Source organism: Algiphilus sp. (assembly GCF_023145115.1).
Lineage (GTDB): Bacteria > Pseudomonadota > Gammaproteobacteria > Nevskiales > Nevskiaceae > Algiphilus.
Window position 1 is genome coordinate 1 of the sequence record NZ_JAGLEJ010000020.1, and the last position, 24,352, is coordinate 24,352.

The 24,352-nt window shown below is 67.8% G+C and carries 21 protein-coding genes and 2 tRNA genes; 6 read left to right on the top strand and 17 right to left on the bottom strand.

Annotation, left to right across the window (positions count from 1 at the left end):
- The 5 genes from KAH28_RS06775 to KAH28_RS06790 form a co-directional block, all read right to left on the bottom strand.
- The coding region (locus tag KAH28_RS06775; RefSeq protein WP_290575227.1) for a conjugal transfer protein TraG N-terminal domain-containing protein at positions 1–3,103 on the bottom strand (3,103 nt) is incomplete at its 3' end.
- A gap of 4 nt (positions 3,104–3,107) precedes the next feature.
- Positions 3,108–4,481: a conjugal transfer protein TraH gene (locus KAH28_RS06780; protein ID WP_290575228.1), complete on the bottom strand. Its 1,374-nt coding sequence runs from the start codon at positions 4,479–4,481 to the stop codon at positions 3,108–3,110.
- A gap of 54 nt (positions 4,482–4,535) precedes the next feature.
- Positions 4,536–5,174: a helix-turn-helix domain-containing protein gene (locus KAH28_RS17445; protein WP_366918141.1), complete on the bottom strand. Its 639-nt coding sequence runs from the start codon at positions 5,172–5,174 to the stop codon at positions 4,536–4,538.
- 553 nt (positions 5,175–5,727) lie between these two features.
- Positions 5,728–5,803 (bottom strand) — tRNA-Arg (locus KAH28_RS06785).
- 3 nt (positions 5,804–5,806) lie between these two features.
- A complete protein-coding gene (locus tag KAH28_RS06790; RefSeq protein WP_290575229.1) occupies positions 5,807–7,018 on the bottom strand; it encodes a site-specific integrase in 1,212 nt (403 codons plus the stop codon).
- 160 nt (positions 7,019–7,178) lie between these two features.
- Between KAH28_RS06790 and KAH28_RS06795 the strand changes: the two genes are divergently transcribed.
- Together KAH28_RS06795 and KAH28_RS06800 are read left to right on the top strand one after the other, a co-directional pair.
- Positions 7,179–8,939, top strand: a complete 1,761-nt coding sequence (locus tag KAH28_RS06795; protein ID WP_290575230.1) for an AAA family ATPase — start codon at positions 7,179–7,181, stop codon at positions 8,937–8,939.
- 1 nt (position 8,940) lies between these two features.
- A complete protein-coding gene (locus KAH28_RS06800) occupies positions 8,941–9,726 on the top strand; it encodes a general secretion pathway protein GspB (protein WP_290575231.1) in 786 nt (261 codons plus the stop codon).
- Here the strand turns inward: KAH28_RS06800 and KAH28_RS06805 are convergent.
- From KAH28_RS06805 to KAH28_RS06820, 4 genes are all read right to left on the bottom strand, one after another.
- Positions 9,723–10,946, bottom strand: coding sequence for an acetylornithine/succinyldiaminopimelate transaminase (locus KAH28_RS06805; protein ID WP_290575232.1), 1,224 nt, complete (start codon positions 10,944–10,946; stop codon positions 9,723–9,725). The genes KAH28_RS06800 and KAH28_RS06805 overlap by 4 nt on opposite strands.
- A gap of 50 nt (positions 10,947–10,996) precedes the next feature.
- A tRNA-Ala gene (locus tag KAH28_RS06810) sits at positions 10,997–11,072 on the bottom strand.
- Positions 11,073–11,118: 46 nt separating this feature from the next.
- Positions 11,119–11,904 carry a slipin family protein gene (locus tag KAH28_RS06815; protein WP_290575233.1) on the bottom strand — a complete coding sequence of 262 codons (786 nt, stop codon included), beginning with the start codon at positions 11,902–11,904 and terminating at the stop codon, positions 11,119–11,121.
- Between the two features lie 9 nt (positions 11,905–11,913).
- A complete protein-coding gene (locus KAH28_RS06820; protein WP_290575234.1) occupies positions 11,914–13,386 on the bottom strand; it encodes a nodulation protein NfeD in 1,473 nt (490 codons plus the stop codon).
- 178 nt (positions 13,387–13,564) lie between these two features.
- On the opposite strand from KAH28_RS06820, the gene KAH28_RS06825 reads away from it, so the two are divergent.
- Complete coding sequence (locus KAH28_RS06825) at positions 13,565–13,801, top strand: hypothetical protein (RefSeq protein WP_290575235.1); 237 nt, start codon at positions 13,565–13,567, stop codon at positions 13,799–13,801.
- A 6-nt stretch (positions 13,802–13,807) separates the two neighbouring features.
- Here KAH28_RS06825 and KAH28_RS06830 read toward each other — a convergent pair whose 3' ends face one another.
- Positions 13,808–14,545, bottom strand: a complete 738-nt coding sequence (locus tag KAH28_RS06830) for an LOG family protein (RefSeq protein WP_290575236.1) — start codon at positions 14,543–14,545, stop codon at positions 13,808–13,810.
- A 125-nt stretch (positions 14,546–14,670) separates the two neighbouring features.
- Between KAH28_RS06830 and clpB the strand changes: the two genes are divergently transcribed.
- The 3 genes from clpB to KAH28_RS06845 are packed head-to-tail and all read left to right on the top strand — an operon-like array spanning position 14,671 to position 18,194.
- Positions 14,671–17,307: an ATP-dependent chaperone ClpB gene (gene clpB, locus KAH28_RS06835; RefSeq protein WP_290575237.1), complete on the top strand. Its 2,637-nt coding sequence runs from the start codon at positions 14,671–14,673 to the stop codon at positions 17,305–17,307.
- 42 nt (positions 17,308–17,349) lie between these two features.
- Entirely contained in the window at positions 17,350–17,790 is a 441-nt protein-coding gene (locus tag KAH28_RS06840) for a YeeE/YedE thiosulfate transporter family protein (protein WP_290575238.1), read from the top strand.
- Positions 17,787–18,194 carry a YeeE/YedE family protein gene (locus KAH28_RS06845; RefSeq protein ID WP_290575239.1) on the top strand — a complete coding sequence of 136 codons (408 nt, stop codon included), beginning with the start codon at positions 17,787–17,789 and terminating at the stop codon, positions 18,192–18,194. Before KAH28_RS06840 ends, KAH28_RS06845 begins: the two co-directional genes overlap by 4 nt.
- Here KAH28_RS06845 and tadA read toward each other — a convergent pair.
- The 7 genes from tadA to pilB all read right to left on the bottom strand — a co-directional run bounded on the left by tadA (position 18,183) and on the right by pilB (position 24,324).
- Positions 18,183–18,683 carry a tRNA adenosine(34) deaminase TadA gene (gene tadA / locus KAH28_RS06850; RefSeq protein WP_290575240.1) on the bottom strand — a complete coding sequence of 167 codons (501 nt, stop codon included), beginning with the start codon at positions 18,681–18,683 and terminating at the stop codon, positions 18,183–18,185. The two genes, KAH28_RS06845 and tadA, sit on opposite strands and share 12 nt — an antisense overlap.
- A gap of 7 nt (positions 18,684–18,690) precedes the next feature.
- Positions 18,691–18,900, bottom strand: coding sequence for a DNA gyrase inhibitor YacG (locus KAH28_RS06855; protein WP_290575241.1), 210 nt, complete (start codon positions 18,898–18,900; stop codon positions 18,691–18,693).
- Entirely contained in the window at positions 18,897–19,670 is a 774-nt protein-coding gene (gene zapD, locus KAH28_RS06860) for a cell division protein ZapD (protein ID WP_290575242.1), read from the bottom strand. The genes KAH28_RS06855 and zapD overlap by 4 nt, the downstream gene beginning before the upstream one ends.
- A 57-nt stretch (positions 19,671–19,727) precedes the next feature.
- The gene (gene coaE, locus KAH28_RS06865) at positions 19,728–20,378 is read right to left on the bottom strand and encodes a dephospho-CoA kinase (RefSeq protein ID WP_290575243.1); all 651 of its coding nucleotides are present in this window, start codon (positions 20,376–20,378) and stop codon (positions 19,728–19,730) included.
- Positions 20,375–21,229, bottom strand: coding sequence for an A24 family peptidase (locus KAH28_RS06870; RefSeq protein WP_290575244.1), 855 nt, complete (start codon positions 21,227–21,229; stop codon positions 20,375–20,377). Before KAH28_RS06870 ends, coaE begins: the two co-directional genes overlap by 4 nt.
- 2 nt (positions 21,230–21,231) lie before the next feature.
- Positions 21,232–22,449 carry a type II secretion system F family protein gene (locus KAH28_RS06875; RefSeq protein ID WP_290575245.1) on the bottom strand — a complete coding sequence of 406 codons (1,218 nt, stop codon included), beginning with the start codon at positions 22,447–22,449 and terminating at the stop codon, positions 21,232–21,234.
- Between the two features lie 138 nt (positions 22,450–22,587).
- Positions 22,588–24,324 carry a type IV-A pilus assembly ATPase PilB gene (gene pilB, locus KAH28_RS06880; protein WP_290575246.1) on the bottom strand — a complete coding sequence of 579 codons (1,737 nt, stop codon included), beginning with the start codon at positions 24,322–24,324 and terminating at the stop codon, positions 22,588–22,590.
- Positions 24,325–24,352: the final 28 nt, after the last annotated feature.

A 24,352-nucleotide genomic window follows, 5' to 3' on the forward strand; every position in this document is an offset into this window, starting at 1 on the left:
CCGGAGATAGAAGGGGCCAGCTCATAACTCCCCCTGTCTCAACCGGCGGCGGCGGCTCATCGCCGCCCCAGCCGGCGATGCGCTCATTGAACCACCCGGCGGCATGCTCGATGCCCTGGCTGGTGGCGTCCACCGCGCCCTCGTAGGCGGACCAGAAGCCGCGCTCGGCGCTGTCTGCGCCGTCCCGCGCGGTTTCGCGCCAGGTGCCTTCATCGGCGAGATCCGCCGGCCGCTCGGTGCGCTCCATCGCCGCGCTCTCGTAATGATTCATCTCCAGCTCATTGCTGTGATGCCAGAGCTGCGCCACGTGATCGAGGGCGGCTTCGCGGGTGTCGGCGTCCCACTGCGATGGATCGCCGAAACGGTCGATCGCCGAGTCCTGCGCACCCGTCAGGTTCTCGCGCACCGTATCGGCCATGCCGGTGATAATCGGGTCCTGCGACGCACCATCTTCGGTTGTCACCCCGGACCCCACGTTGAGCCCGGCGATCTTGGCGGGCAATGAGCCCTCTACGCCATCACGCTCGAATCTCGCCGCGTTCGCATCGAGATCCAGGCCCTCTCCTTCCATGCGCTCCGCGTAGGTTCTGGCGAGCATCTGGAAATCGCTGCGTTCAAGGTCGTGCAGCGGGTCGCCGTTCAGCACGTCCTTGAGCGTCTCGACCGCTGTGTCATTGCGCAGATACAGCGGATCGATGATCTGCTCGCTGTCGCCGTAGCTGGTGCGGTCGGTGTAGTCCTGCGTGGCGCTGTAGTCCACCCGCGTGGAGGCACCGACCTGGCCTTCGGACAGGGCGTTGAACTGCGCCGCGCCGGCGGTGCCGTCCGGCCCCATCGGGAAGCTCACACTGCCGTCGCGGCTCTCCATCATGGCCATCTGGCCGGCGCTCAGCGCGCCCTGGTCACCGAGATACTGCATGAGCCCATCGCGGGTCTCATCGGTGACCGGCATGGTGATGCGCGCGCCTTCCTTGGCTTGCTCAATCTGCACGCGATCCTGGATGCTCTGTGGATCCATGCCGAGATTGCTGGCCAGCGTGGCTGCCGCACCCGCCCGGCCGAACTGGCTGGCCACGTCCTGGCGCGCGCTTTGCTCGATACCGCCGGCGAGATCCCCGCCCGCGGCGGCTTCGGTGAAGCGTGCCCGCTCCACGTCATAGCCGCGCCCGGCAAAAGCGGCCTGCTCCATGTCGGCGGTGCCGTATTCCTCGGCCGCCTGCACGGTGCCGCCGGCGCTCGTGAAGCTGCTGATCCCCTCACCGGTGCCGGTGCGGCTGCCCGCGCCCGGCCCGAAGCTGTCGATGGTCTGCGCCGCCGCCCCGCCGCGCTCGGCCCCGATCGCCGCTTCGGTCCGTGCGACTTCGGTGGCGCCCCCGGCGCCGAATTGCGTTGAGGCGGCCTGCAAGCCTTCCACGCGGCCCAGCGTGCCGGCGGTGTCCGCAGCACCCGCGGCCATGAAGGAACCGCCGCCGAGCTGACGCTCGTCGATGTACTGATTGGCAGCGCCAAAGCCGCGCACGGCATCCATGCCGCCCCCCACGCCCATGGAGGCCGCTCCAAAGCCCTGTGCGGCCGCTGCGGCGGCCGCAGGGGCACCGAACAAGCTTCGGCTCATGCCGGCCTGTTCCTCGGGCAGCATGGACTGCCGGCCGGCCTGCTCACCCAGGCCCTCGATGCGGCCCTGGAACTGCCCGGCCAGGCTGGCCAGGGCGAAGCCGCCGACCTTGAAGATGCCGTAGGACAGCACCGTGGCCATCATCAGCGCCACGCCGCGGCCCTTGCCGTAGGTGGCCAGCGCCTTCACCGCGCCTTCGGGCGTCATCAGGATGGCCTGCACGCCGAAGTTGTTGCGGGCAATCTCGCGCCAGGCGTCCAGCGTCATATCGCGCAGCATCTGGTGGGCGATGCCGTCGCTGATGCCCCACAGCGTCACCCACAGCAGCAAGCCGGCCATCATCACGATGGCCGGGCCGATCAGCGGTGTGACGATCAGCACCAGCATGATCGGCGCCAGGCCCAGCACCACTGCGAGCATGAAGGCCCGGATCTTGGGCACCCATTCGTTGAGCGCTTCGGCCGCGCCCAGACCCTCGGCCATGGCCGCGCGCGAGCTCAGGGTGCGCACGCTGCGCTGGTAGTCGTCGCTGTTGAGCGCCTTGGCGGTGGCCTCGGCCAGCACCACCGAGCGCAGAAAGGGCAGCTCGTTGCCGATCGGCACCTCATAGAGCAGCGCCGTGTCCTGGAGCGCCGTGCGACATTGCGCGTCCTGCGCGCCGTCGCTCATGTTGAAGCCGGCCTGCTCGCAGATGCTCTCGGTCATCGCGGCGAAGGTGCTGGGATCCGTCAGCCGGGCCTGCAGGCCATTGGTCCCGCTCCAGGCCTCCCGGCAGGTGCGCAGCTCGCCCTCGTCATTGCCGGGCGGGTAGTACATCGTCGAGACGATGTTGTGCTGCCACTCGGCAAAGGAGTCCATGAGATCGGTGCTGTCGTGCATCAGCCGCTGGCGCATGTTGCCGCCATCGGATGCGCCCATGGCCAACCGGCCGCAGGACAGGTAGTACTCGATGGCGCTCTGCTGGAGATACCAATCCTCCACGTCGCTGCTCACCGCGGCCTTGGCCAGGCTGAACTCCAGCGGCCCCCCGACCTCGGCGAAGGTCACCCCGGCTGAGGCGGTGTCCACCACATCGATCATCGCGCGCTCGATCTTGTTGAGCACGCCCGCCACCACCAGCACCAGCACGGGCACCCCGCCCACCGGCTCATAGCCGTTGCGCACGGGATCAAACACGTGGACGGTGCCCGTGGGGATCACCGCGCCCTTGAACACGGCCACGCCGATCAGCAGCGGCATGAAATAGCTGCGCGGGTCGCTCTCCTGGCCGCTCAGGCCCTTGTAGGCCATGCGCCCGGCGCCCAGCACCAGGCCGAGGGCGGCGAGAATGCCGGCGATGATGAGGATGCGGTTGTCGCTGAAGATCAGCGCCAGCCGCTGGAACGCTCCCACGGTTTCCTCGAAACCGTTGTAGGTGTAGAAGTCCATTTCCACTGCCATCGCCGGCAGCGGCGCCAACCAGAGCAGCAGACCCGAGAGCCGGCGCATCGCGCTACTCCTGGGTGAGGCTCAGCCGGTTCAGGCGGCGCTCGTAGTCCGCCTGAAAGGCACGCGTGGCCGCCAGCTGACCCTGCAGCTCCTTGAGGTAGCCCCGCCAGCCGTTGCGCGCCTCCAGCGCCAGCTCGCCGATGCGCGGCTCCAGGCGTTTGACGGCTTCCGTCCCTTCCTTGACCAAGCCTGCCTGGCACCTCGTGCCGGCGCCGCTCGACGTACTCGCATCGGCCTCGACCTCATTGGCCTTGCTGATCGCAAAGCGCAGCACATCCCACAGATCAATGAGCATGCGGTAGCTCACCGCATAGCCCACCGGCTCGGCCAGCACATCGACCATCGCCTCGGTGTTGCGCTTTACCACGCTGTCGGACAGCAGCCGCAGCACCGGGAAACCGGCGGCATTGATGAACGCGATTTCCTCCGCCGAGAGATTCGGATTACCGCCAGTGTTCTCGATCTTGGTCGCGATGGCCTGCAGCCGATCAGCCACGCTCTCGCGCACCGGCCGCATGCCGCTCGGGCTGCAATTATCGTCGGCGTCCTTCTCCAGCACGTTGCCGGCGAAGAAGTCGGCACCGCTGACCTGCTCGTTGGCCGAGCAGGCCGTCATCTCATCGACCTGGAACTGACGCTGCGTCTCGTTGTAGGTGATGCGCACATCCCCGACCAGCCCGCGCATGAGATCCGCGAACTCGTGCATGCCCACCAGCTCGGTGGCGTTGCGCAGCACGCTGCCATCGGTGAAGACATCCTGGAAGACCTGGGGGCAATCCTTGATGGCCATCTCCAGGTTATCGGGCGCCTTGCCCTGGGCGGCCTGCACGTCCTCCTGCATGTCCTGGCTGTTCTTGGACAAGCCCTCGCCGAGCAGGAAGTCGGCGCCGGCTTCGCTGGCCATCTCGCGCATGACGTTCTTGTCCTCGCCCACCGCCATCACCAGGCGCTTGGCCATGCGGCAATCGTTGATCTGCATCGAGTTGAGCTGATCGGCGATCGCCGTGAGCGTGTTCATGGTGTCCTTGCACTGCTGGCAGTACTGCGACATGGCCATGTCGAAGGCAAAGGCCGGTGCGGCCTGAATGATCCGCTCGAACTTCTCGACGATGTACTCAGCATCGAGAAAGCTCAGGCCGCCGCCGAACAGATCGATGCCGCCGCAGCCGACTTCCATGCGCGGCGGTGTGGCGGTGACCAGCGGGTCGTTGGACATCCGCCAGCGCCCCGAGAAGCCGCCGGCGGTGTAGAAGCCGCGCTGCTGGTTCTTGTAGCTGCCGCTGCTCGTGCTCGTCGACTGGTCGAACCAGTCGTCGGCCCAATCAGCCATCGACACCGCCGGCATCGCCATGCCGGCCACCATTGTTGCGATCACCATTGCTTTTTTCATCACTGCCTCGCTTGCGGGTCCAGGACCGTGCCCGCCTCGTCCTCATGCAACCGGCCCACGCTGTCCAGCGATCCGGGATACGGCGGCGTCGACCCATCGCGTGGGCTCTCGGATCGAGCCAGACCGCATCCCCTCGGCGAGCTCTCCCACGACTCGCTGCTGCTCCTCAGGCGCGAGATCGCGCAGCGCTGCGGCGACCGCACGTTGGTCCTCGGCGCTCATACATGTCCGCGCCGCAGCCGGCGAACTCACCTTCGCGCGCGCGCGCGCGGGTTCCTTTGATTGTTCTTTTGGTGGTTCTGGGGGTGACATGGGTGTCACCCCCGAGGGTGTCACTGCTGACACCCTCCCCCTGCCACTGGTGTCACTCTCCCTGCGAGACTGCGGTGGGGAGGGTGTCAATTTGACGCCCTCCCTTGCGAGGGCGAGTTGGTATGCGTTGGAGGTTGTCCTCCCGGCCAAAGTGGTGCGCGACGACCGCGCCAGGTATCCGTCCTGTTCCAGCTTTCGTAGAACGCGCTGCGCAGTGCGTGTACCGACGCAGCACTTCTTCGCGATCGTGCGTATGGATGGCCATGCCAATCCATCATCGTCGGCGATATCGCAGATCGCCATCAGCACGAGCTTTTGCGTAGGCGGCAGTGACTGCGCCCACCCCCAATGCATGGCACGGATGGACATGCCAGCTCCAGGCTAGCGAGCGCCGCCAATCCGCGACCGGGACACCGGCTGCCCGAGAGTGGCAATCCGAGCTGCCTCTGCCTCCGCCTGCGCGCGCAGCCAGCGCGATACCTCACCGCGGACCCACCTTAGTGGGCGTGTCCGCCATGCCGGCGGCACGCGCTCCGGATCCCGCGAGCGGAGCGTCAATATCGTCGCCGGCGAGAGGCCGAGCATTGAGGCCAGCCGGGCGAGGTCAATCACCTCATCGTCATCGTCTCGGTCCATCCGCATTGCCTTGCCTACCTTTGTTCCGCATTGCGGAGATCCTAGCAGCAGGCGCAGGCATATATTTGCTTACAAATCAGCGATTTACGCTGCACCTTTACGGGTTTGTTCACAGACCGCGCTTGGTGCATGAACAATCACGCGGGCGCGTCACGTCAAAACGCACGCGTTGCCGACAAGTTCGCAAATTTGCGCGCCCGGCTACCGATGAACGGTATTAATTAACCGATAAACGGTGCTTCGGGGGACTGCGCTGATTCTCGGCGCGTTAGGTCCTCGAAAAGTATGGCGCCCCGGGTAGGAATCGAACCTACGACCCCGCGCTTAGGAGGCGCGCGCTCTATCCGCTGAGCTACCGGGGCGGGCTACTTTTGGTGGCGAAGGTACTCCAGCTCCTTGAGGATCGCAGCGAGCTGCACTTCAACGGCTGCATCACTGGACTCCGGCGCGAGAAGCGTTTCCATGCGCTTGCCGATTTGCTCGGCGCGGAGTTGAGTGTACCGCTTGAGCATATCCAGAGTTTTGTGTCCCGTGATGGCGGATACCTCCATCATGTTCAGACCCAGCTCGAACAGCCGCGAAGTGCCCTCGTGCCGAAGGTCGTGAAGCGTCAGCTCATCGATTCCGGCACGCGCGCAGGCGCGGCCGAAAGCCTGACTCACGGAGCTGGGCTCAATGCGGAAGACGCGGCCCTGACGATCGCTCTTGCGTTTCGGCTCCAGCGCCTTGAAGGCTTCGACGGCCCTGGGCGTCAGCGGCACTACGCGACGCGTCTTTGCGGTACCCGTCTTGGCCGCACCCGGATCTTCTGCGCGAAGGTGAAGGGTCCGACTTTCATAGTCGATATCCCGCCACTCGACCGCCCACAGCTCACCACGACGGGCTGCCGTCTCGATCAGGAGAATGATCGCGTTGCGTAACACCGGATTCCCGCTCGCAGCTGCCAATAGGCGCGACTCTTCGTCCCCGACAAGGCGACGATCACGGCCATCGCCCTCGGATGGCCGGTCCACGCCGCGCGCTGGATTACCTAACGGAAGGCGATACCCCCAAGCCTTGGTTGCAACATCGATGACGCGAGACAAGAAGGCCAACTCCTTCTTTACCGTCGATGGCTGGATCATCCGATCCAGCTCGACGGCCTCCGCCTCCTTCGTGCCTCCCCCGCGACGGCGTCGTTGCTTCAAGCGGGTGTCGCGATACTCACCAACACGCTCGGGTGTCAGCGCCGACAGCGGAATCTGGCCGAGCTCGCGACGCAGCGGATCGGCACAGCCCTTGGCGGCACGCATGGACTTCAGGGACACGGCGACTTCCCTCATGTAGCGATCCAGGATGGCCCCCACTGTTACGTCCCGGGAACGTTCTACGCCGAGGGCATCGGCACCGAGCTCGATCAGACGCTCCTGCTCGGCGACCCAGCGCTTGCCTGCGTCCAGATTCTTGAAGGTGCGGGTCACTCGCTGGCCGCCGGGAAGCACGACACGAAAGTCGTGGCGGACGTTCAGAGTCCTTTTCGTCCGACCATCCTTGTACGTGGTCAGCGTGTACCATTGACGCTTCTTGTAGTAAGCCATCCAATGAGCAAATGTAGAGCAAATGGACCGGTTGAACTCTACTACAAATAGCCTGTAAAACAGACAGATATAGTCCCCATGGCGACCGCCTCCTAAGCGATAGGTCGCAGGTTCGACTCCTGCCGGGGACGCCATACGCGACCGGCGCCCGGTTCCCACCGTGTACACGCACTTCTTCCGCTTCAGCGAGCCGCCCTTCTCGATCACGCCCGATCCGGCGTTCCTCTATCTGTCGCCGCATCATCACGAAGCCCTCGCGCATCTGCTCTACGGCACCGGCGAGTCGGGCGGCTTCGTGCAGCTCACCGGCGAGGTCGGGACCGGCAAGACCACCGTCATCCGTACCCTGCTCGAACAGCAGATGCCGGAGGTCGATGTCGCGCTGATCCTCAACCCGCGCCAGACCACGACCGAATTCCTGCAGTCGATCTGCGACGAGCTCGCCGTCGCGTACCCCGACCCGGGGTCTCCCAAGCAGCTGGTGGACGCGCTCAACCGGCATCTGCTGGCGACCCATGCCGCCGGTCGCAGGACCGTGCTGATCATCGACGAGGCGCAGAATCTGTCCGAGGATCTGCTGGAGCAGGTCCGGCTCCTCACCAATCTCGAGACCAGCAAGCAGAAGCTGCTCCGCATCATGCTCATCGGCCAGCCCGAGCTCGACGAGCTGCTGGCGCGTCCCGGACTGCGCCAGCTTGCACAGCGCATCACGGCGCGGTTCCATCTCGCCGCGCTGAGCAGCGACGAGACCGCTGCATACATCGCGCACCGGTTGCGGGTAGTTGGTGGGGAACCGGATCTCTTCGATGCGCGCTCGGTGCGCACCATCTACCGGTACTCCGGCGGCATCCCCCGGCTCATCAACGTGATCTGCGACCGCGCCCTGCTCGCGGCCTACTCCGCAGGCAGTCGGGACGTCACCACCGACATGGTGCGCGAAGCCGCGCGCAGCACCGCGCCCCGTATGCGGGACGAGCACGGTGCGCCCGCGCGGGTCTTCCGCCGCTCGCTCCCTTGGGTGCCCGGAGTGGCGCTGGCGGGCATGCTGCTAGTGGCCTGGGTGTGGCGTGCGGCACCCGGGGACGATGCTGCGTCGCCGCCGGACATCGCCGCGGCATCGGTGCACGAGCCCGGCCCGGCCCCGCCGAAGCAGGCCTCGGCACTCGAGCGCACCACCCCGGGCTCGGCGGCGCCGCAGCTGCGCATGGCGACCGGCCTGAGCAGCCTGTCCGCGACCGGCAGCGAGCAGGGCAGCGGCACCGGTGGCGCGACACCCGTGGAGCAGGTACGCGGGGTCGGCACCAATGCCGGCTGGTTCGATGTCCTGCCGCCGCTCGGCGATCAGGTCGGCATGCTGCTCGGGATGTGGGACACGGGAATCCGCGTGCCGGCGGAGCGCCCGGTCTGCGAGGCCATCACCGACTACCGCCTGCGTTGCCTGCGCGACAAGGGTGACTGGCGCACGCTCGCGCGCTACGGCCGCCCCGCGATCCTGACGCTGATCGGCCCCGACGGCGTGCGGCGCCACGCGCTGCTGCGCAGCCTTGCGGGCCCCCGCGCCACGATCGCGACGGCCGACGGCTGGCAAGAGATCGAACGCGATGCCCTCGACCGGCTGTGGAACGGCGATTTCCTGATCGTGTGGCGCCCGGAAGGGAGCTCGGCGGTGCTCGGCCCGGGCGACAGCGGGCCCGAGGTTGCCTGGCTGCGCCGCAGCCTTGCCGATGCGACCGGCGAGCCCGTTCCGGGCGACGACCCCGCCACCTATGACGATGAACTGCAATCGCGTGTCGAGGCCTTCCAACGCGCCCAGGGCCTGACGGTGGACGGCCGGGTCGGCGAGAAGACGCGGATCGTGCTGCTGCGCGCGCTCGGCCCGGGCACCGGCCCGATGCTCGCCCGCACGGCGGAGGGCGGCTGACATGTCCCACATCCTGGATGCGCTTCGCCGTGCCGAGGATGAGCGCCGCCTCGGCCGCCCGCCCGGGCGCGGCGTGATCACCAGTCCGCTGCGGGCAAGCCGCAGGCGCACCGCGACGGCACCGCGCTGGGTGGCCATCGGCATCGCCGTGCTCGGCCTGGCCGCCCTGCTCTACGCATTCCTGCCCGAGCGCGCGAGCGACGCACCCGCCCGATCCGACTCCGCCGGAACGCCACCCGTGACCCGGCCGGCATCCACTCCCGACCCGGCACCCGTCGCTCCCGCCAGCGCCGAGGCCGAAGCCGACGCCCCGATTCCGCGTGCGCAGCTTGCCGACGGCGCCCGCCTCCGGTCGCTGGATGCGCTCTTCCCCGGGGTCGAGGGCGATCAGGGCCCGAGCGCCGCCGCCCGGCGCAGCGGTGCGGTCGCCCTCGAACCGCAGGACCTCTTCGTCGCGGGTAGCGGCACGAGCGCCCGAACCGGAGTGGACCGCGATGCCGATGCCGGCAGCGACCGCGCCACCTCGGCGGCATCCACGCCTCCGCCATCATCGGCAGAGACGGCCCCGGAGCCGATGCTGCCAGCCGCGCAGAGCGATCTCCCGGCATTCACCATCCAGGTGCACGTCTACGACGACGACCCCGAGCGCCGCTTCGTGCGCGTGGGCGGCCGCCGCTACGGCATCGGCGAGCGCCTTCCCGACGGCGGAATGATCGCGGACATCGTTCCCGACGGCCTGGTCGTGCGCTGGCGCGACCGGCTCGTCAAGCGCGCGCTGGAACGCTAGCGCAGGCCGGCGAGCGCGCGGTCGAGCCGTTCCAGACCCTCGCGCATCTCGTCGTCATCCAGCACCAGGGGCGGCGCGAAGCGCACCACGTCGCCGCCGGCCACCAGGCACCACACGCCGGCTTCGTGCCCCGCCGCGACGATATCGCGCGCGCGGCCGCGCCACGCCGGCGCAGTGACGCCGCCGAGCAGCATCCCCTGCCCGCGCACCGCCTCGAAGACGCCGTGCTGACGCCCCATGCGCGCAACCGCCTGGGCCATCGCCGCGCCCTTCTCGCCGACAGTGGCGAGGAAGCCGGGCTCGTTGACGATATCCAGCACCCGCCGCGCGACCGCGCAGCCGAGGGGATTCCCGCCGAAGGTCGTGCCGTGGCTGCCGACCGGGAGATGCTCCGCGATCGCCGCGGTGGTCAGCATGCCGCCGATGGGAAATCCGCCACCCAGCCCCTTCGCGGTGGTGAGGATGTCCGGCACCACCGGCGACTGCGTGTACGCGTAGAGACTGCCGGTGCGGCCGACGCCGCTCTGGACCTCGTCGAAGATCAGCAGCGCGTCGTGCGCTTCGCATGCGCGCCGTGCCGCAGCCAGGAACGCGGGGTCGGCCGGCACCACACCGCCCTCTCCCCGGATCGGCTCGACGATCACCGCGCAGGTCCGGTCCGAGACCGCCGCCTCCAGCGCCGCGGCATCGTTGTACGGCAGGTGCCGGATGCCGCCCGGCAGCGGTCCGAAGTGCTCCGCGTACTTCGGCTGTCCCCCCACGCTCACCGTGAACAGCGTGCGCCCGTGAAAGGAATCGCTGAAGCTGATGATCTCGTGCTTGTCGGCGCCGTGCACCATGGCCGCGCGCCGGCGCGCCAGCTTGAGCGCGGCCTCGTTGGCCTCGGCCCCGGAGTTGCAGAAGAACACGCGCTCGGCAAAGGTCGCCTGGCAGAGGGCGTCCGCGAGCGCGAGCGCCGGCACGTTGGTGACCACGTTGGAGACGTGCCAGAGCTGCTGCGCCTGCTCGTGCAGTGCCTCCACCAGCGCCGGGTGGCAGTGCCCGAGGCTGTTCACCGCGATGCCGCCACCGAAGTCGATCAGCTCCCGCCCGTCGGTGGTCCACACGCGCGCACCCCGGCCGCGCACCGGCACGAAATCGGCCGGCGCGTAGTTGGGAACCATGAGGTCGTGGTACCGCGCTGCGGTAATCGACGACGGTGCGGAGTCGGCGTGTGACATGGACGGTAACCGGAAACAAAAAAGCCGGCCCGCGGCCGGCTCTGATGATGTGGTGGAGCGGAGGAGGATCGAACTCCCGACCTTCGCATTGCGAACGCGACGCTCTCCCAGCTGAGCTACCGCCCCACGAGGCCGCGCATTTTAGCAGGCAATGCGCGAAATGCCAGGGGGGTCAGCCCGCTTCGCTGTCGTTTTTCGCGGCATCGGCCTGCGACCTGGCCTTTTCCATGAAGGGCGTGATGAGATCCATCGGCAGCGGGAAGACGATGGTCGAGTTCTTGTCGCCCGCGACATCGATGAGCGTCTGCATGTAGCGCAGCTGCAGCGCCTGCGGCTGGGACGACAGCTGCTTGGCGGCCTGACTGAGCTTCTCGGCCGCCTCCTGCTCGCCGGTGGCGTGGATGACCTTGGCGCGGCGGGAGCGCTCGGCCTCGGCCTGGCGCGCCATCGCGCGGATCATCGAGTCGTTGAGGTCGACGTGCTTGATCTCGACATTGGCGACCTTCACGCCCCAGGGCTCGGAGGCCTCGTCGAGGATCTTCTGGATGTCCTGGTTGAGCTTGTCGCGCTCGGTCAGCATCTCGTCGAGCTCGTGCTGGCCGAGCACCGAGCGCAGCGTGGTCTGCGCCAGCTGGCTGATGGCCTCGTAGTAGTTCTCGACCTGGAGCATGGCCTTCGACGAGTCCATGACGCGGAAGTAGACCACCGCGTTGACCGACACCGACACGTTGTCGCGCGAGATCACGTCCTGCGGCGGTACGTCCATGACCACGGTGCGCAGATCCACCTTGAGCATCCGCTGCAGCACCGGGATGACGATGATCAGGCCCGGGCCCTTCATCGAGGTGTAGCGTCCGAGCGTGAGGATGACGCCGCGCTCGTACTCGGCGAGCACCTTGAAGGCCGAGGCGATGATGGCCAGCAGGACGACGGCCAGGGTGAGCAAGCTCGTGAACATCGCGATCTCCTATCGGGTATCGACCGGCGCCGGGGGCGTGTCGAGGGGATGGTCGGCAGCTTCCACTTCGATCGTGAATCCGTCGTGACGGATGGCGCGCACGGTCTGTCCGGCCTGCAGCGCATCGCCGGAGCGAATCTGCCAGCGTTCGCCGTTGAGCAGCATCCAGCCGCTGCCCCCGGAGAATGAGAGCACGCTGCCGATCTGCCCGTCGACCGTGCCTTCGTCGCCGGTGGTCACGCGCGCGCGCCGCGACCGGTAGAGCAGGTAGAGGGTGATGCCCAGCAGCAGCGCCGACGCCAGCGACAGGCCGACGATGACGCCGAGATGGATGTCGTAGCCCGGCACGTCCGTATCCATCAGGAATACCGATCCCAGCACGAAGGCGGCAAGCCCGCCGAAACCGAGTATGCCGAAACTGGGCGCGAGCGCCTCCGCGATCATCAGGACGATGCCCAGCACCAGCAGACCGAGGCCGACGTAGCTCACCGGCATGAGCTGGAACGCGTACAGCGCCAGCAGCAGCGAGATCGCCCCCACCGTCCCCGGCAGGATGGCGCCGGGGCTGTAGCCCTCCAGCAGCAGCCCGTAGATGCCGATCATCATCAGCACATAGGCGATGGTGGGATTGGTGATGATCGCCAGGAATTCATAGCGCCAGCCGGGGTCGTAGCGGCGGATCTCGGCGTCCTCCAGCGTCAGCGTCCGGGTGGCGCCGCCGGCAAGCGTCACCTCGCGGCCATCGATCGCGTCGAGCAGACCGGCCAGCGTCGGGACCACGAGGTCGATGACGTTGCGCTCCAGGGCCTCGTCGGCGGAGATGCTGACGCCCTCGCGGACCGCTTGCTCGGCCCAGTCGGCATTGCGGCCACGGCGCTCGGCCAGACTGCGGATGTAGGCAACGGCATCGTTGACGGCCTTCTTTTCGCCGGCACTCATTCCGCCTTCGTCCGTCGGCCGTGCATCGTCGTCGCCGGCGCCCGAGTCACCGTCGCCGGCTCCCTCGTCGGGGGCCTCGTCCGGGCCGCCCGGCGATCGCGGGCCGGGTTCCGAAGGCGCGCCCCCGATGCGTACCGGGGTGGCCGCGCCCACATTGGTGGCCGGTGCCATCGCGGCCACATGGGAGGCGTAGAGCAGATAGGTGCCCGCGCTCGCCGCCCGCGCGCCTTCGGGGCTGACCCAGGTTATGACCGGCACGCGCGACTGCAGCACGAGCTGGATCATGTCGCGCATCGCGGTAACCAGTCCGCCCGGGGTGTCGAGCGCGATCACCACCGCGGTCGCCCCGTCGGCGAGGGCCTCCTCGTGGGCGCTCTCCAGATAGTCCGCCGTCGCCGGGCTGATCGGCCCGTTGATGGTGATGACGGCGACCTGCGCGCGCGCTTCCGCATCACCCGCCGCGGTCCCGCCGTTGCCCGAGACCCCCAGCGCAAGGAGGCAGAGACCCGCCCATACCGACAGCATCGCGGTCACGCGTTTCATGCCGGGAGACTAGCACCCCGCGCCCCGCCGATGCGCGCCCTGCCTCGACACCGCGCGCCCGGAGGCGCGGCCCGTGTACCGCACCCGCACATTCTCGCGCTCCCCCTCTTTTTTCCGAGCCGGAACACTGCTAAAAGACGCCTCGGAAACCCCGTCACCATTCCGCCCGACATTGCCGATGGCCGCCAAGAAGAAGGCACGCCCCGAGTCCGAATTCGACGATACCGACTACGACGACGCATCCACGGATTCCTGGTCGGAAGACACCGAGGAGAACGCGGACGCCACGTCGCAGCGCAGCGCTGCGCCCCCCGGGGTACGGCTGCGCGACTGGCGCGACGTGGAGCGGTTCCGCGAGGAACGCGCTCTGCGCCGTCTGCTGGAGGAGGACGACCTCTTCTTCGGGGACGACTGAGCCCGTTCAGGGCTGGGGCGGCGCGGCCGGCTCCAGTCCGGTCACCAGGTGACGGAACGCGCTGTCGACATCGTCGCAGACCGCGAACAGGGCGAGATCGCCCTCGCTGATCAACCCCTGCTCCGCCAGCAGCGGGAAGTTGATGGCTGCCTCCCAGAAGGCGCTGCCGAACAGCACCACCGGCATGCGGTCGGCCTTGCCGGTCTGAACCAGCGTGAGAAGCTCGAAGAGCTCGTCGAGCGTCCCGAAACCGCCCGGGAACACCACCGCCCCGCGCGCGAGGTTCATGAACCAGAACTTGCGCATGAAGAAGTAGTGGAACTCGAAGGCGTTCTGGTGGGTGAGGAAATCGTTCACGTGCTGCTCGAACGGCAGCGAGATGTTCAGCCCCACATTGAGCGCTGCGTGCACGCGCGCGGCGCCTTCGTGCACCGCCTGCATGATCCCCGGCCCCCCACCGGTGACCAGGTAGTAGCGATCGCGCGGACGGTGCTTCTCGACCGTCCAGTTCGCCACCCGCTCGGCCAGTTCGACCGCCAGTGCGTAGTAGTCGACGCCGCCGTCCGGTGCATCGCCCTCACCGAATGGGCGCGCCCGCGCGGAGCCGAAGAATGCCACCGCGCGATCGATGTTCTGCTGCGCCAGTCGCCGCTGCGGCTCGAGGTACTCGCACAGGATGCGCACCGTACGAGCCTCCTCGCTCATCAGGAATTCGTTGTTCTTGTAGGCCTTGGTGGTCTGCATGCCGACTGCCGCTCGCTGAGGGGACGCACACCCTACGCCAAAGCCACCGGCTGCGCCGATGCAGCCTTGAACCCACCGTCCCCACCCCAACATTGACTTCACGACATTTTCGTGTGGGGGTCACCATGCGTACCGACAAGCTCACCAGTCACTTCCAGCAGGCACTCGCGGACGCCCAGTCGCTCGCGGTGGGGCGCGATCACGCCCAGATCGCCCCCCTGCACCTCATGCAGGCCATGCTGGACGCCCAGGGCGGCAGCATTCCGGCCCTGCTCCAGGCGGGCGGCGCCGATATCGCGCGCCTGCGCAATGCGCTGGCCCGGGCACTCGGCGAGCTCGCCACGCTCAAGCAGGCCACCGGCGAGGTCGGCGTGTCCCCAGAGCTCGGCCGCATCCTCAATCTGTGCGACCGGCTCGCCCAGAAGCGTGGTGATCAGTACATCGCCAGCGAACTGTTCCCGCTGGCCGCGCTCGATGACAAGGACCGGCTGGGCGAGCTGCTGCGCGATGCCGGCGTGCGCCGTGAACTGCTGGACAAGGCCATCGAACAGATCCGCGGCGGCGCCAATGTGGACGACCCCAACGCCGAGGAGCAGCGCCAGGCGCTCGACAAGTACACCGTCGACCTGACCCAGCGCGCGGAGGCCGGCAAGCTCGATCCGGTCATCGGCCGCGACGAGGAGATCCGCCGCGTCGTGCAGGTGCTGTCGCGCCGCACCAAGAACAATCCGGTCCTCATCGGCGAGCCCGGCGTCGGCAAGACCGCCATCGTCGAGGGCCTCGCCTCCCGGATCGTCAACGGAGAGGTGCCGGAATCGCTGAAGTCCAAGCGCGTGCTGTCGCTGGACATGGCCGCGCTCATCGCGGGCGCGAAGTACCGCGGCGAGTTCGAGGAACGCCTCAAGGCCGTGCTCAACGACCTTGCCAAGCAGGAAGGTCAGATCATCCTGTTCATCGACGAGCTGCACACCATGGTGGGCGCCGGCAAGGCCGAGGGCGCCATGGACGCCGGCAACATGCTGAAGCCGGCGCTGGCGCGCGGCGAGCTGCACTGCGTCGGCGCCACCACCCTGGACGAGTACCGCAAGCACATCGAGAAGGATGCCGCGCTCGAGCGCCGCTTCCAGAAGGTGCTGGTCGACGAGCCCTCGGTCGAGGACACCATCGCCATCCTGCGCGGGCTCAAGGAGCGCTACGAGGTTCATCACGGCGTCGATATCACCGATGCCGCCATCATCGCGGCGGCCAAGCTGTCGCACCGCTACATCACCGACCGGCAGCTGCCCGACAAGGCCATCGACCTGGTGGACGAGGCAGCGTCGCGCATCCGCATCGAGATCGACTCCAAGCCGGAGGCGCTCGATCGTCTGGAGCGGCGACTGATCCAGCTCAAGATCGAGCGCGAGGCGATCGGCGGCGACGAGGATGAATCCGCCCGCCGCGGCCGCGCCACGCTCGACGAGGAGATCGCCAAGCTGGAGAGCGAGTTCGGCGAGCTGGAATCGCGCTGGCAGGCCGAGAAGGCCGAGGTTGCGGGCAGCCAGGACCTCAAGGAGCAGCTTGAGCGCGTGCGCACCGATCTCGAGGCGGCCCGGCGCGCGGGCGACCTGACCCGCATGGCGGAGTTGCAGTACGGCACCATTCCGGAGCTGGAACGCAAACTCGCCGCCGAGCAGGCCGCCGAGGAGGAAGCGCCCGAAGACGCCGAGCACGGCGCCCGCCTGCTGCGCACTGCGGTCACCGACGAGGAAATTGCGGAAGTCGTGGCGCGCTGGACGGGCATTCCGGTCGCCAAGCTGGTCGAGGGCGAACGCGACAAGCTCCTGCGCATGGAGGAATCGCTGCACGGGCGCGTCGTCGGCCAGGACGAAGCCGTCAGCGCGGTCGCGGATGCGATCCGGCGCTCGCGCGCCGGTCTGTCGGACCCGAACCGCCCCATCGGCTCCTTCCTGTTCCTCGGGCCCACCGGTGTCGGCAAGACCGAGCTGTCGAAGGCGCTCGCGGCCTTCCTCTTCGATACCGAGGAAGCGATGGTGCGCATCGACATGAGCGAGTTCATGGAGCGCCACAGCGTGGCACGGCTGATCGGCGCGCCTCCGGGCTACGTCGGATACGAGGAAGGCGGCTATCTCACCGAGACCGTGCGGCGCCGCCCCTACTCGGTCATCCTGCTGGACGAGATCGAGAAGGCCCATGCCGATGTCTTCAACATCCTGCTGCAGGTGCTCGACGACGGGCGCCTGACCGACGGCCAGGGCCGCACCGTCGACTTCCGCAACACGGTGATCGTGATGACGTCCAATCTGGGATCACAGCTGATCCAGGACATCGGCGCCACCGAGGACTACGCCGGGATCAAGGCCGCCGTCATGGAAGTCGTCCGCCAGCAGTTCCGGCCCGAGTTCATCAATCGCATCGACGAAGCGGTGGTGTTCCACGCGCTGGACCAGGCGCAGATCCGCGACATCGCGCGCATCCAGGCCCAGATGCTCGTGACCCGGCTCGCCGAGCGGCAGATCGGACTGACCCTCGACGACAGTGCGCTCGATCAGCTCGCCGCAGCGGGCTTCGATCCGGTCTACGGCGCGCGACCGCTGAAGCGGGCCCTGCAGACGATGGTGGAGAACCCGCTGGCGCGGGAACTGCTCGACGGCAGCTTCGTGGCCGGGGACCGCATCCGGGTCTTCGCCGAGGACGGCGGCATCCGGTTCGTACGGGATGCCGCCGCCGAAGCCGGCGACACGGTCGCAGATTCCGCATGATTCCGGTATAACCTTATTCTCATTCTCTACTAAGAGGCCGGAATGACCGACTTCACCCCGTTGACCGGATTCGGCGGCGGCCTCCTCATCGGGGCCGCCGCTCTGTTCCTGCTCCTTATGCACGGTCGCATCGCCGGCATCAGCGGCCTGCTGGGCACCAGCCTGCAGGCGCGTCCGGAAGGCGGACGCGCATGGCGTATCGCCTTCCTCCTCGGTCTGCCCGCGGGGGCGCTGCTGTTCGATCTGGTCAGCGGAGGCGGCCTCGTGGTGCGGCCGCAGGTCGGCCTGCCGGCGATGATCGCGGCCGGTCTGCTGGTGGGCTTCGGCACCCGGATGGGCAGTGGTTGCACGTCCGGCCACGGCGTGTGCGGAATCGCGCGCCTGTCCACCCGGTCGCTGATCGCGACCGGCGTCTTCATGGCGGTCGCGGCCATCACCGTCTTCATCACCCGCCACATGCTGGGTGGAGGCAGCCCTGCATGAAGATCCTGACCGCAGCCATCGCGGGCATCATCTTCGGGTTCGGCCTGGCGTTCTCGGGCATGAGCGACCCCGCGAAGGTGCTCGGGTTCCTGGATGTCGCCGGCGCCTGGGATCCGACGCTGGCCCTGGTGATGGGAGGCGCACTGTGCGTGACCGTTCCGGGCTTCGCGCTGGCCGGCCGGCGCGGACGTCCGTTCCTGGATACCGACTTCCATCTGCCGCAGCGGCGCGACATCGACCGCGATCTGATGCTCGGCGCCACGCTGTTCGGTGTGGGCTGGGGCATCGCCGGTCTGTGCCCGGGACCGGCGCTGGCCGATCTCGCCAGCGGCCTTCCGGCCATCGCGGCCTTCGTGGCGGCAATGGCCGCCGGCGCGCTGGCACACGATCGGTTAAGGAACTGACGCCTCCGGAATATCGTCGGTCGGCGCGCGGCGTGTCCGGAAGAAGGCGCGCAGGACCTCGCCGCACGCATCCGCGAGAACACCGCCTCTCCAGGCGGGAGGACGGTGATGATGCGGCTCGGCCAGCAGGGTGTAGCGCGACACCACCGCGCCTGCTGCGGGGTCGTACGCCCCGAACACCACCCGCGAGACGCGCGCATGCAGGATGGCCCCCGCGCACATCATGCAGGGCTCGAGCGTGACGTATAGCGTGGCACCGTCGAGCCGATAGTTGCCGAGCCTCCGGCCTGCCGCGCGGAGGGCCCGGATCTCGGCGTGGGCGCTCGGATCGTGTCCGGCAACCGGGCGATTGGCGGCCGTCGCAACGTGCCTGCCGTCGATGGTGACCACGGCGCCGACCGGCACCTCGCCGCGCCTGCCGGCGTCACGCGCCGCGCGGAGCGCGCGACGCATCCAGTGCCGGTCGCGCTCACCATCGGCCGCGATCATGCGGCGATCAGTGCATGCTGCCGGTATCGGATCCGGGCGGCAGCTCGTCATCCGGTCCGGGGATGACGTGACGCTCGGCGAACCAGCCCTCGAGATCCACCAGCTTGCAGCGTTTCGAGCAGAACGGTCGCCACGGGTTCTGCGCGCTCATGGCGGCGGCTTCGCCGCACTGCGGACATACCCCCTGCTGCGAGCCGCTTCCGGACTTGTCGGTCATAGCACGCAGCACTGCAGCCGGAAGGTGATGTCGTCATCGCTCTGCAGGGGCCGCTGATTGACGTCGCTGCAGGCCAGGAAGCGGATCGAGAAACGGTGGCGCCCGGCGCTGATCTCCGGATAGACCAGGCTGCCACGCGGCATCAGCACCCGCACCAGCGCATAGGTACGCTCGGGAGTGTGAATGTGCGTGCCCTGCTCCGCCCGGCAATCGTGCGCCGTGGTGCTCGAACGCAACAGTTGCAGATAGAGCGAGATCGCCCGCTGGAAGGCGTCGAGGTCGGCATACCAGGCTTCCAGATCGCGACGCGCCCTGGCCTCGGGCATGTTGAGCCAGTGATGCAGCAGCGGCAGATCGAAGCCGCACGTGCCGCCCGGTATGGTCGCCCGATTGAGGATCGATACCAGGAATTCGCTTTCGCGCAGCGCCTGCTGCGCGAACTGGGAGCTCAGCGCATTGAGCGCGTTCATGACCGAGTCGATCTCCCGCAGCGTGGCCTGCAGGCGCGACTGATCCACCCCCTCGCGCTCGGACAGTCGCGAAAGTGCGGCGTGCTGCTCACTGAGCTCCTTGACGACCTCGACCTTGAGATCCGACCGCGAGACCACCGACAGGATGTCCAGCAGGCTGTGCATGCTCGCACGCAGTCCCCACTCGGAATCGTCGCCGGCGTGATGGGCGTACTGCGCGAACAGGGTCTCGAGCCGCAGAAAGGTGCGCACACGCTCGTTGAGTGGCTGCTCGAACGCCAGCCAGTCGTTTTGGCTCACACGCTCTCCGGTCGAACCATCAGGAGTGCCGCATTGTGCGCGCCCGGCATCACCCTTTCAACGCGCCACGCCCGGCCCGCCCAGGCGAAGACGCTCGTCCGGAGACAGCGCGCCGGCGGCAATGCGGGAATAGAAGTCGTGGAGGCGTTCCACCATGTCGTCGATCGCGGCGAGGTCGCCGTGATTCGAGAGCACGTCGTGTGCAGCGGCAAGCCGGGTGTCGCGGTCGGCCTGTGCGGCGAGCATGCGCTCCGCCAACGCTGCGTCGATGCCGTCGCGGGCAACCAGGCGCTCGTGCTGTGTTTCCCGCGGTGCATCGACGACGAGCAGGCGGTCGCAGAGCCGCGAGAGCCCGGATTCCACCAGGATCGCCGCCGACAGAACTCCGTACGGCGCGCGCAGTCCCTGCCGCCAGTCCTCGAGACGGGACCGGATGGCAGGATGCGTGATCGCTTCCAGCCGACGGCGGGCGGCATCGTCCGCGAATACCAGCGCTCGCATGCGCGCCCGATCGAGCCCGCCGTCCGGCGCGATCATCTCGGCGCCGAAGGCGTCCGCGATGGCGTCGAGCGCGGGCTCACCGGGCATAACCACGTCGCGGGCCACGCGGTCGGCATCGATCACCGGCACCGACCGGGCCTCGAATGCGCGCTCCACGGTCGACTTCCCGCTCGCGACGCCCCCGCCCAGGCCGACGACGAGGCTCACAGCAGCACGCCGCCGGCTGCCATCGGCACCAGCAGCCAGACCAGCCCCGCGCCGGCGATGAACGGACCGAACGGCATCGGATGTCCGGCGGCGAGCTGCCCGCTCATGCGCATCGCGATGCCGACGACGGCACCGACCGCCGAGGACAGCAGCAGCAGCATGGGCAGCGCCGGCCAGCCGAACCATGCGCCCAGGGCGGCGAGCAGCTTGAAGTCGCCGAATCCCATGCCTTCCTTGCCGGTCAGCAGCTTGAAGGCCATGAATACCGTCCACAGCACCATGTAGCCGGCCGCGGCGCCGATCACCGCATCGGCGAGCGGCGCGAACAACCCGCCGACATTGACCAGCAGCCCCAGCCACATCAGCGGCAGCGTGATGTTGTCGGGCAGAAGCTGCGTGTTCCAGTCGATGACTCCCGCCGCCAGCAGGCTCATCGCGACGACCAGCGCCGCTGCGAGTTCCCACGACATGCCGAAGCGGAGCGCGCACGCCATGGCGAGCAGCCCGGCCGCGAGCTCCACCAGGGGATACTGCACCGAGATCGGCTTGCCGCAGCAGGCGGCGCGACCACGCAGCAGGACCCACGACAGCACCGGAATGTTGCGCCAGGGCGGGATCGCCGTCCCGCAGTGCGGGCAGCGCGATGCCGGCCGGGCCAGCGTCACGCGCTCGTCCTCCACCTGCTGCGGATGCGACAGCACCATGCGTGCCTCCTCGCGCCAGCCCTGCTCCAGCATCACCGGCAGACGGAGGATCACGACATTGAGGAAGCTGCCCAGCGCGAGCCCGAGGAGGAAGCAGCACGCCGCCAGCACCGCCGGCGAGGCGGCGAGATAGTCGACCAGCACCACGGTCAGACGACCTGGCCGAGCTGGAAGATGGGCAGGTACATGGCGACCACCAGACCGCCGACAAGGATGCCGAGCACCACCATGATCAGGGGCTCGAGCAGGCTCGACAGCGAATCCACCATCGCGTCCACCTCGGATTCGTAGTAGTCGGCCACCTTGGCGCACATGGCGTCGAGCGAGCCGGATTCCTCACCGATCGCGACCATCTGCGTCGCCATCGGCGGGAACAGTCCGGCACCCTGCATGCCCTGATAGAGCTGGGTACCGCTGGCCACCTCGTCCCGGATACCGTACACCGCTTCCTCGAAGATGATGTTGCCGGAGGCGCGTGCCACCGGGTCCAGCGCCTCCACCAGCGGAACGCCGGCCGCGAACATGGTCGACAGGGTGCGGTGGTATCGGGCCAGCGCGGACTTGTGAAGGATGACGCCGACGATCGGCAGACGCAGCGCAATGCGGTCGAGCAGCCGCCGGAATGCCGGCGAGCGCTTCTTGATGAAGGTGAACCCGTAGGCAGTGGCGCCCAGCCCGAGCAGGATGACCCACCACCATTCCTGAACGAACTGCGACAGCGCGATCACCATGAGGGTGAACACCGGCAGGTCGGCCCCGAAGCCCTGGAACAGATCCTGGAACTGCGGCACCACGAAGTACAGCAGGATGCCGGTCACGATGAAGGCCACCGCGACCACTGCCGCCGGGTAGGTCAGTGCCTTCTTGACCTTCTTGCGGATGGCTTCGGTCTTCTCCTTGTACAGCGCAACCTTGTCGAGCAGCGTCTCGAGCGTGCCCGACTTCTCGCCGGCATCCACCAGGTTCACGAACAGGTCATCGAAGTACACCGGGTGCCGCCCGAGCGCTTCGGCGAAGGAGTTGCCCGCCTCGACATCGGTCTTGAGAGCGAGGACAAGCTCGCCCATCGTCGGGTTTTCGTGCCCCTGCCCGACCAGCTCCAGCGCCTGCACCAGCGGCAGGCCTGCCGCCATCATGGTGGCCATCTGGCGCGAGAAGACGGCGATGTCCTCGGACTTGATCTTGCGCTTGCCCGACCCGAACAGGCTCGACTGCTTGCGCACCCGCAGCGGATTGATGCCCTGCTTGCGCAGCGCCCGCTTGACGTCGGTCTCGCTTCGACCGCTGGTCTGCCCCTTGACGCGCTTTCCCTTGCGATCCGTGCCTTCCCAGCGGAAGAGCACGTCCTTGCCTACTGCTTGTGCCATGGTCTCTCCGGACGATACGGCTCGGCGCGTCCGCGCAACGGATCGGTCGCACTGAACGGCAGTCTAATCGCTGGTCCGCCGCTGCTGCGGCGGCATCCCTGTGCCGCGGCGACCGCGAAACGGCGCGAGACGCGCCCCCTACTCGACAGTCACGCGATTGGCTTCCTTGAGATCGATGATGCCGGCGGCGACTTTCCGGAGCGCGGCCTGGCGCAGATCCGACACGCCGTCCTTCTGCGCCTGCTCCGCGATGTCGATGGCATTCCCGCCCTCCATGATGGTCCGCCCGATGGCTTCGGTGACCGGCATGACCTGGTACACGCCGGTACGCCCCTTGTAGCCGTTGTTGCATTCGTCGCAGCCGTTCGCCTCGAAGATCTGGAAGCCCTCGGCGTCGATCTGCGCCTCGGTGAAGCCTTCCTTGACGAGCTCGACGCGCGGAATGTCCGCCGGCTTGCGGCACTCCGGGCACAGCTTGCGTGCCAGTCGCTGGGCGATGATGAGAGTGACGCTGGACGCGATGTTGTACGCCGCCACGCCCATGTTGAGCAGACGCGTGAGCGTCTGCGGCGCATCGTTGGTGTGCAGGGTCGACAGCACCAGGTGGCCGGTCTGGGCGGCCTTGATGGCGATCTCGGCGGTTTCGATATCGCGAACCTCGCCGACCATGATCACGTCGGGATCCTGGCGGAGGAAGGCGCGCAGCGCCGAGGCGAATGTCAATCCGACCCGCGGGTTGATATTGACCTGATTCACCCCCGGCAGGTTGATTTCCGCGGGGTCCTCGGCCGTGGAGATGTTCACGCCCTCGGTATTGAGGATGTTGAGCCCGGTATAGAGCGACACCGTCTTTCCCGACCCGGTGGGACCGGTGACCAGGATCATGCCCTGAGGCCGTGCCAGCGCGCGCTCGTAGAGTTCGCGCTGCTCCGGCTCGTAGCCGAGCGAATCGATGCCCAGCGTGGCGCTGCTGGAATCGAGGATGCGCAGCACGATCTTCTCGCCCCACAGCGTCGGGCAGGTGCTGACGCGGAAATCGATGGAGCGCTGCGCCGACAGCTTGAGCTTGATGCGTCCGTCCTGCGGAACGCGGCGCTCGGCGAGATCGAGACGCGACAGCACCTTGACGCGCGCGCCGAGCCGGCTGGCCATCTGGATGGGCGGCTTGGCGAACTCGTGCAGCTCGCCGTCGACGCGCATGCGCACGCGGTAGAAGCGCTCGTACGGCTCGAAATGGATATCGGACGCCCCGCGCCGGATGGCCTCCAGGAGGATCTTGTTGATGTAGCGGACGACCGGCGCATCGTCGGCCTCGTTCTGCGCAGCATCGAGGGACTGCTCGTTCTTGTCCTCCGATTCCAGGACAAGCTCCTCGAGCCCCGTGTCGTCCCCTGACAGATTGGCGGCATCCACTGCCGACAGCGCACCGTCCAGCGCCTTGCCGAGCTTGTCGTCCTCGACGACGATCGCCTCGACCTGCTGACCGGTCGCGAACTTGATCTCCTCCAGCACATGCACCTGCGACGGGTCCGAGATCGCCACGAACAGCCGCTTCCCGCGTCGGTAGAGCGGTACCGCCCGGTGCTTGCGCAGCAGCTTCTCGCCCATGTCCTGGGCCAGGGCGGTGTCCACCTCGATGCTCGCCATATCGGCAAGCGGAAGACCGAACTCGCGGCTCGCTACCGCGGCCAGGCGCTTCGGGCTCGCCCACTTCTGCTCGACCGCATAGGCGATCAGCGAGCCCCCGCCCTTCTGCGACTGCTGCTGGGCACCGTGGGCCTGATCCTCGCTGAGGACGCCCTCGCTCACCATGCGACGCGCCAGCCCGCCCAGGTAGCCCTTGTTCGCCGTGATGGTCTGCGGATTGACCGCCATGCATGCACCTAGAATGACCTGAAACTAT